7 protein-coding genes are annotated in these 6604 nt (G+C 71.5%); all 7 read right to left on the reverse strand.

Features of this window, described 5'->3' with window-relative positions; genetic code table 11:
• Positions 1–37 precede the first annotated feature (37 nt).
• Positions 38–505, reverse strand: coding sequence for a hypothetical protein (locus tag ABZ570_RS13730; protein WP_358061842.1), 468 nt, complete (start codon positions 503–505; stop codon positions 38–40).
• Complete coding sequence (locus ABZ570_RS13735; protein ID WP_358061845.1) at positions 466–1725, reverse strand: nitric oxide synthase oxygenase; 1260 nt, start codon at positions 1723–1725, stop codon at positions 466–468. Before ABZ570_RS13735 ends, ABZ570_RS13730 begins: the two co-directional genes overlap by 40 nt.
• Positions 1722–2954, reverse strand: a complete 1233-nt coding sequence (locus ABZ570_RS13740) for a hypothetical protein (protein WP_358061848.1) — start codon at positions 2952–2954, stop codon at positions 1722–1724. The genes ABZ570_RS13735 and ABZ570_RS13740 overlap by 4 nt, the downstream gene beginning before the upstream one ends.
• Complete coding sequence (locus tag ABZ570_RS13745; protein ID WP_358061869.1) at positions 2951–3973, reverse strand: aminotransferase class V-fold PLP-dependent enzyme; 1023 nt, start codon at positions 3971–3973, stop codon at positions 2951–2953. Before ABZ570_RS13745 ends, ABZ570_RS13740 begins: the two co-directional genes overlap by 4 nt.
• 119 nt (positions 3974–4092) lie before the next feature.
• Positions 4093–4815: a tryptophan 2,3-dioxygenase family protein gene (locus ABZ570_RS13750; protein WP_358061851.1), complete on the reverse strand. Its 723-nt coding sequence runs from the start codon at positions 4813–4815 to the stop codon at positions 4093–4095.
• A gap of 45 nt (positions 4816–4860) precedes the next feature.
• Positions 4861–5481 (reverse strand): hypothetical protein, encoded by a 621-nt coding sequence (locus ABZ570_RS13755; protein ID WP_358061854.1) that lies wholly within the window; start codon positions 5479–5481, stop codon positions 4861–4863.
• Between the two features lie 563 nt (positions 5482–6044).
• Positions 6045–6604 (reverse strand): SAM-dependent methyltransferase (locus ABZ570_RS13760; protein WP_358061857.1); only part of this gene is annotated, 560 nt, incomplete at its 5' end.

The following is a 6604-nucleotide window of genomic DNA, read 5'->3' on the forward strand; positions in this document are numbered from 1 at the left end:
GTGGCTGGGGGCCGCCAGGGCGGCCCCCAGTCACTGCTCACCAGTCGCCGACGGCTCTGAATCCGTAGTACTTGCCCATGTCGATGCGGACCCAGATGTAGAACTTGGTGCCGTCCTTGACGTTGGTGGCGAGGTTGCGCCATTGGCCGACGGGCACGTAGGTCCAGTAGTTGCAGCCGGAGCGTCCGTAGAAGTTGACGCAGGCGTAGAACGGGCCGAAGTCGACGCCGTCGCCGGTGTTGCGGACCTGGATGTCGCGGCACTGGCTGGTGGTGCGGTAGTAGCTGGGGTACTTGGGGTAGCTGATGACTTCGACGCCGTCGTACTGCATGAAGTAGTCGGCGGCGCCGAATTTCGCGCTGTACGGTGCGGCGCGGCAGCCTGCGGCCTGGGCGGGCCCGCCGGAGACGCCGACGAGTCCTGCGGTGACGGCCGCCAGGGTGAAGGCCGCGGCGGCCAGGCGGGTCAGTCGCCGGTGATGCCTGGCGGGTGTGCGTGTGGACACGTGTCCTCCCTTGCGTGGTTGGGTGTGGCGGCAGCGGCCGGGGGGACGTCGGCGTGCTGACGCGGTGAGGGTTCGTGGCCGGGCTTGGGGTGTCCGGCGGTGAGGGCGAGGCAGTACGGGTCCGGAAGGAGAGCCGGGGTGGGTTGGCCGGTGTTGTAGTAGCGGTTCCAGGAGGGGTCCTGGGGCGTCATCGGGTAGGAGTTGAGCCAGCTCCAGTCACCGACCACGACGCGGCCGGCTGCTTCCTCGTGCTGCGCGAAGCGGGCGAAGGCTCGGCTTTCGCGGTGGTGGTCGGTGATGGACACGCCGGCGGATTCGAAGCTGTGCAGCACGGCTTCGTGCAGGGTGAGCAGGGCTTTGTCGGCGCGCAGCCGGTCGCGGTCGTCGAGGCCCAGGCCGGCGATGATGGCGGGGAGTTGGTGGTAGCGGTGTTCGTCGGCGAGGTTGCGGGTGGCGATCTCGGATGCCATGAAGGTGCCGCTGAAAGGTGCGGGGAACCGCAGGCCGCCGAAGGTGAGTGCCATGTTGCTGATGACGGGCACGGCGGGCCAGCGCAGGCCGAGGTCGGCGATCCACGGGTGGTCGGGGTGGTGGATCGGCACCTCGCGGATGTGTGCGGGGTCTGGCGGTAGGAGGTGGAGTTGGCCGTCGGCGGTGGCGGCGATCCAGGGCAGCAGGTCGAACGGGCCGCGCCGGGCGGGGCCGGGCCAGCCCAGGTGTAGGGCGAGGCTGGTCAGGGTCAGGTTGGCGGGATCGCCGACGATGCCGTCGCCGGTGGGCCAGGCCGCGTACCGGGCAGGCTGCGGGTTGACGACGCGCACCGGCGGGGCGGCGGCGGCTGCTGCGGGGGCGAGGACGGTGATGACCGAGCGGACGCGCCCGCCGTTGGTGGCCTCGTCGAGGTGGGCGGTCAGTTCTCGTCCGGCTTCCTCCACGGTGGTGGTGTGGCGGCGGTCGCGGACGATGAGGCTGGGCCAGCGCAGCCGGCCGATGCAGCGGCCGGAGTTGCGCCAGGCCACCCGCGCGGCGTAGGCCAGTTCGTCGTAGGTGGGGTGCCAGGTTCCGGTCGCTGTGATGTCGGCGCGTACGTCCCGCCACCGCCGGGTGAACCCGGGTGTGCCGGTCTCGTCGTGCCACTGGCGCAGGAAGTCGTGAGCGTGGACGAGCAGGCTGTCGTTCGTGGTGTCGACGGGCTGCGGTGGGATCGTCACGGCGGTCATCGGTGGCCGTCCCCGCACGTGAGGGGTTCTCGGTCGCCGAAGACGGCGGCGTCGCGGCCGTGGAAGAGGTAGGGGGTGCCGGGTGTGGCGCCGGTGCCGGGCCTGCTGGTGCCGAGCATCCGTACGGCGAGGCGGTAGTGGGTGCGCCGCCACTGGTGCACGGCGGTGGTGAACTGCCGCATCCCGTCGGCCAGAACGGGCGTTTGCGCGAGGGCCTGGTGGTTGGCGCGGATGGCGTCGAGCGCCTCGGTGATGGTGGGCTGGCCGCCGCGGATGCGGGCTCGAACGTCGGGCACGGACAGGTACGCCGCGGAGTTGAGGCGCTGCGGGTCGGGTGTGCGGCACAGCGATTCGACCAGCTTGTAGGCGCGTGACTGGATGGCGCTGGCTCCGTCGGTGTGAACGCGGAAGGTGTGGAACGCCTGCGGCTGGATGGTGGCCAGCAGGGACCACAGGGGCGCGGTTTCCCGCAGGAGCGTGGCGGCGAAGGACAGGCGTGTGCCGGCCGTGTGGAGGTGGCCGCCGTGGACGGCGGCGATGGCCGCGGTGAGGTCGACGGCGAGCAGCCCGAAGGTCAACTCGAAGGTTTGCAGGACCCGGATGAACATCCACTCGTCGTGGACCGTCGAGACGGGCAGCATGGTGGCCCGTAGGGTGAGCCGTTCTTGAGGGCTCAGGTCGAGGGCCACGGCGGCTGCCTGGCGGGCGGCAGTGACCGGATCGCTGGCGGCGGGGATGGTGACGCCGCGCCGCCGTAGCGCGGGCATCGCGGCGCGGACGGTGTGGCGTAGGCGTTTGCGCACTACCGCCGGGTCGGGGCGTAGCTGGGGCAGCGGCGGGCTGCTGTTGTCGAGAGCGCGTAGCTCGAAGGTGATGAGGTCGGCCAGCAGGAGAACGTGCAGGCGGTCGCGGTGGGCCAGCATCCGGTCCGCGGGTTGTGGCCGGTTGTCGGGGTCGGGGATGGGCAGCAGGGGCAGGGCCAGGTAGCTGCGGTAGTCGTACCTGTCGTCGGGTTTGTCGAGCGCGAGGTCCAGGAACGCGGCCAGGTCGCCGGTCGGTGCCGGCAGCTCGGGCAGGCGGCCGCGGGCGGCCCGCAGCAGTGCCGTCCAGTTGGTGGGGACGCGCTGTTTGCCGTGGTGCTGGTAGGCGTCGATGACCGCGTCGTAGGGGAAGCGCTGCGCGCTGGGCTGGTGCTGGGCCAGCCACCTGCGTAGGGGTGCGGGGTTCATCGGGTCGCTCCCGCACGGCTGCGGCACCGGTAGGCGGCGATCGCCTCGCACGTGGTGTCGATGTCGTCGGTGGTGGTGTAGGCGTGCACGGCCAGGCGCAGGACACCGCTGCGGGGCGCGGCGGTGACGCTGCGGTGGCCGAGCCAGGCCGCCATCGCCTCCGCGTGCGGTTCGACGAGCGCGAGGTGCGCGCCTTGCGCGTCAGCGTCTGGGGCCAGCCGCACGACCTCGCCCTGGGCGCCCAGCCGCTGGGCGGTCGCGGCGATCAGCCGCTGCGTGTGGTGACGCACGTGCTGCAGGTCAAGGCTGTGGACCAGGGACAGGCCGGCGACGGCGGCGTACACGGCGGCCGGGGCGGGGGTGCCGGTTTCGTAGCGGCGGGCGTGCGCCGGCGAGTCCAGGACGGTGGCGCGCATCGCGTGCGGGTTGGTGCGGCCGAGCCAGCCGGTGAGGGCCGGGGGTGGCCCGTCCGGGTGGCGGACGTAGAGGAAGGCCAGGCCAGGCAGCCCGAGCAGGTACTTGCCGGTGCCGGTGACGAGGTAGTCGCAGCGCAGCGTGTCGACGTGCAGCGGCATCACACCGGCGGCCTGGTAGGCGTCAACGAACACCGTCGCGCCGGCCTCGTGGGCGGCGCCGGCGATGCGTGCCACGTCGAGGCGGGTGGCGTCGCGGTAGGTGACGGCGGGCACCGACACCAGCGCGGTGCGGGGCGTGATCTGCGACAGGTAGTCGCCGGTGCGCACGGCTCCGTCGGGCGTGCCACACCAGCGCACCCGCGCCCCTGGCTGGGCCAGCCAGGTGTGCGCGATGCCGGGGAATTCGGCGGGGGTGGTCAGGATCTCGCGGCGGTGCCGCCACCGGCGGCCAGCCGCTGCCTGGTGTGCGGCGATGCTGGCGTTGGGCAGGATCGCGACCTGGTCGACGTCGGCGCCGATGAGCCGTGCGAACAGTCGGCGGGCCTGGGCTACTTGTTCCTCACACGCCTGCCAGAAGCCGGGCCGGGACAGGTCGTCGAGCATCCGGGCGATGGCCTCGTCCACGTCGCGGGTGCGGGGGGCGATGCTGCACGCCGCCAGGTGAGCGCCCTCGGCGGCGAGGCGTCGCCGCAGCGGCGCGGGCCGGGCCAGGGTCGCGGCGGTCACGGCTGCACCGGCCGGGGGCAGGCGCCGCGCGAGGGCGCTTCGGTCAGTTCGGTGCGGGCCTCCCACAGCGCCGGAAATCGGCGGCGGCTGATGAGGCTGGGAAGGCTGTCGACTGGGGTGTGGCGGGTGCCGAGCACGCCGTGGCCGATGACGCGGGTGGCGACGCTGTAGTGCTCGGTGCGCCACAACGCGATCCGCTCGTCGAACCCAACGAGGGCCTCGGCGAGCCGGTACAGCGGGTCCGACGGTTGGCCCCGGTAGAGGTCGGCCGGGGTGAGGCGAAGGGAGGACAGCAGCCGGCTGAATGCGATGTCCAGCTCTGTGGTCGCCGAGCGGAGCAGCCGCCATCCGGGAGACTCGAATCCGGATCCGTTGCCCAGCACGGGGCGGATGACGGCGAAGTGCGCCGGGGGTAGCGACCGCAGGATGTGCAGGTGTTCGGTGATCAGTCGCAGCGCTTCCGCGGCCCGGCCGATGAGCAGCTCCGCCGCACCAGGCTGTCCCCCGTCGAGATGCGCCAGCGCGCGGGACAGGTGGGAGCGGGTGAGCTTGAGCCACAGCTCGCTGCTCTGGTGCACGATCTGGAACAGCAGCTCGTCGGGGTGCACCCACTCCGCCGGTCCCTTCTGCAGGGCGAGCAGCTCGTCGGTGCGCATGTAGCGGACGTAGTCGCTGGCACCGGTTCCCGGCAGCACAGCGGGCAGGGACGACGTGGTCATATCAGGGCCTCCAAACGGTCGGAGAACAGGACGCCGACGTGCGGGTCAGGCGCGCAGGGCGGTGAGGGCGGAGGCCGCGGCGGCGCTCAGGCCAGCGGTCAGATCGCCGGGGAGGTCGGCCCCGAGGCGCAGTGGCGTGGCGGTGAGCGTCAGGTACAGGTTGGCGTCGTAGGTCACCACCGTGACGCCGGTGGCCTTGTCGGTGTAGGTGTAGGCGGCGGCGCCGAGACCGGTCAGCTCGGTGACCGGTCCGCTTGCCTCCTGCGCTTGCCGAAGGCCCTCGTACATCAGCCGGCCAGAGTCGGGCGCGCCGATGTCGGCGCGCACCGTCACCACCACACCGTCGGGCAGGCGTCCGACGGTGACCGCGCACGCCAGGTTGGCGGAGTTGCCACTCGTGCGGGAGCGGCCCTGTGGGGCGCCGACCTGCCCGACGAGGTCGGCGACCGTCCGCAGGTCGAGGCGGGTGCACAGCGCGTTGACCGGCCTGTAGGAGACCGCGGGAGACGGGCGCGTGGCTGGCGAGCTCGGGTGGCTTGCGCTGGCGGGTGACGTTGCGCCGGCAGCGGGGGAGGGCGCGTCGGCGGTCGCGGTGCACCCTGCCGCGGCCAGCCCGGCGATGCCCAGGCCGCACAGCACGGCCGCCGCTGATCTGCCGGACCTCACTGTGGGCAACCGGCGGGAAAGAAGCGACCGAACACAAGAGGGAAATGGTGGAGGAATCATTGTGCCAACCAGTTTCAGGACGCGAGCGATTATCCTGCGCGCGGTGCGCGGCAGGCTTACATAACTGCTTGTCTTTGCTCCGATGGCGACGCCACCGGTGGGATCAATTCAGCACGCGGCCCGGCGTGGTGTCCATATTTCTGGCCAGCCCTAGCAGCATCACCCTGCCAACAGTCGCCTTGGCGGTATGCGGCTGACCTGCGAATATGTCCGGTGCGGGGAGCTACGAAGCGCGCCATAGGTGGCGGGCCCCGGAGGGTGAAAGTCACGCCTTGCGGAGCCTGTGCGTGGCGGGCGCGAGGGCCGGAACCGCCGGTGGAAATCCGTATCCGCGCGAGGCGCACTTGCCATCGACGGCGCGCTTTTTCCAAACACCAGGCCCGATACATCCGCTGATGTCGGGTGGGCCTCAGGGTGGCGCATAAGCCCCATCCTTTCTGGATGGGGCCTGTCGGTTCGGTAGGGGAGACCGTGCCGCGCTGGCCGGCCGATGCCGGGACCGGTCAGCGGCGAATGGCCACTGCTCCCCGCATCGGCGAGGGGGTGCGCGTGGTGGCGTAGGGGTCCGGCTCGCTGAGTTCGGGTCGCCACTCGTTGAGCGGCACCAGTCCCGGCTCGATCATGGCGAGGTCGCCGAACAAGACGGTGAGCTGCGCGTCGGTGCGCAGTGTGATGTCACTGGCGGCCTGAGTGCGGTACACGCTCTTCACCGTGGACACGGTCTGCTCGCTGTACCGGTCGGTCACCGCCGCGCTGATGTGGGAGATGACCATGGCGCTGCCGGAGACGAGTCGGTCACGAATCGGCGCGACGACGTCGTTGATCCGATCGTCGGGGACCTGCTGCAGGACGGAGCAATACAGCAGCGCGGTGGGCTGGCCGAGGTCGATCACGGCGGCGAACTCGTCGCCGGCCAGCGCGTCGAGGATCAGGTCGGGGCGGGTGAAGTCACCCTCGATGGCCCGGCAGGTGGGGTTGCCCATGAGGATCTGGTTGGACGCGACGATCGCGACCGGGTCGATGTCGACGTACAGCACCCGGATGGCCGGGTCGATGGCCTGGG

Source organism: Micromonospora sp. NPDC007271 (assembly GCF_040634005.1).
Classification (GTDB): domain Bacteria; phylum Actinomycetota; class Actinomycetes; order Mycobacteriales; family Micromonosporaceae; genus Micromonospora.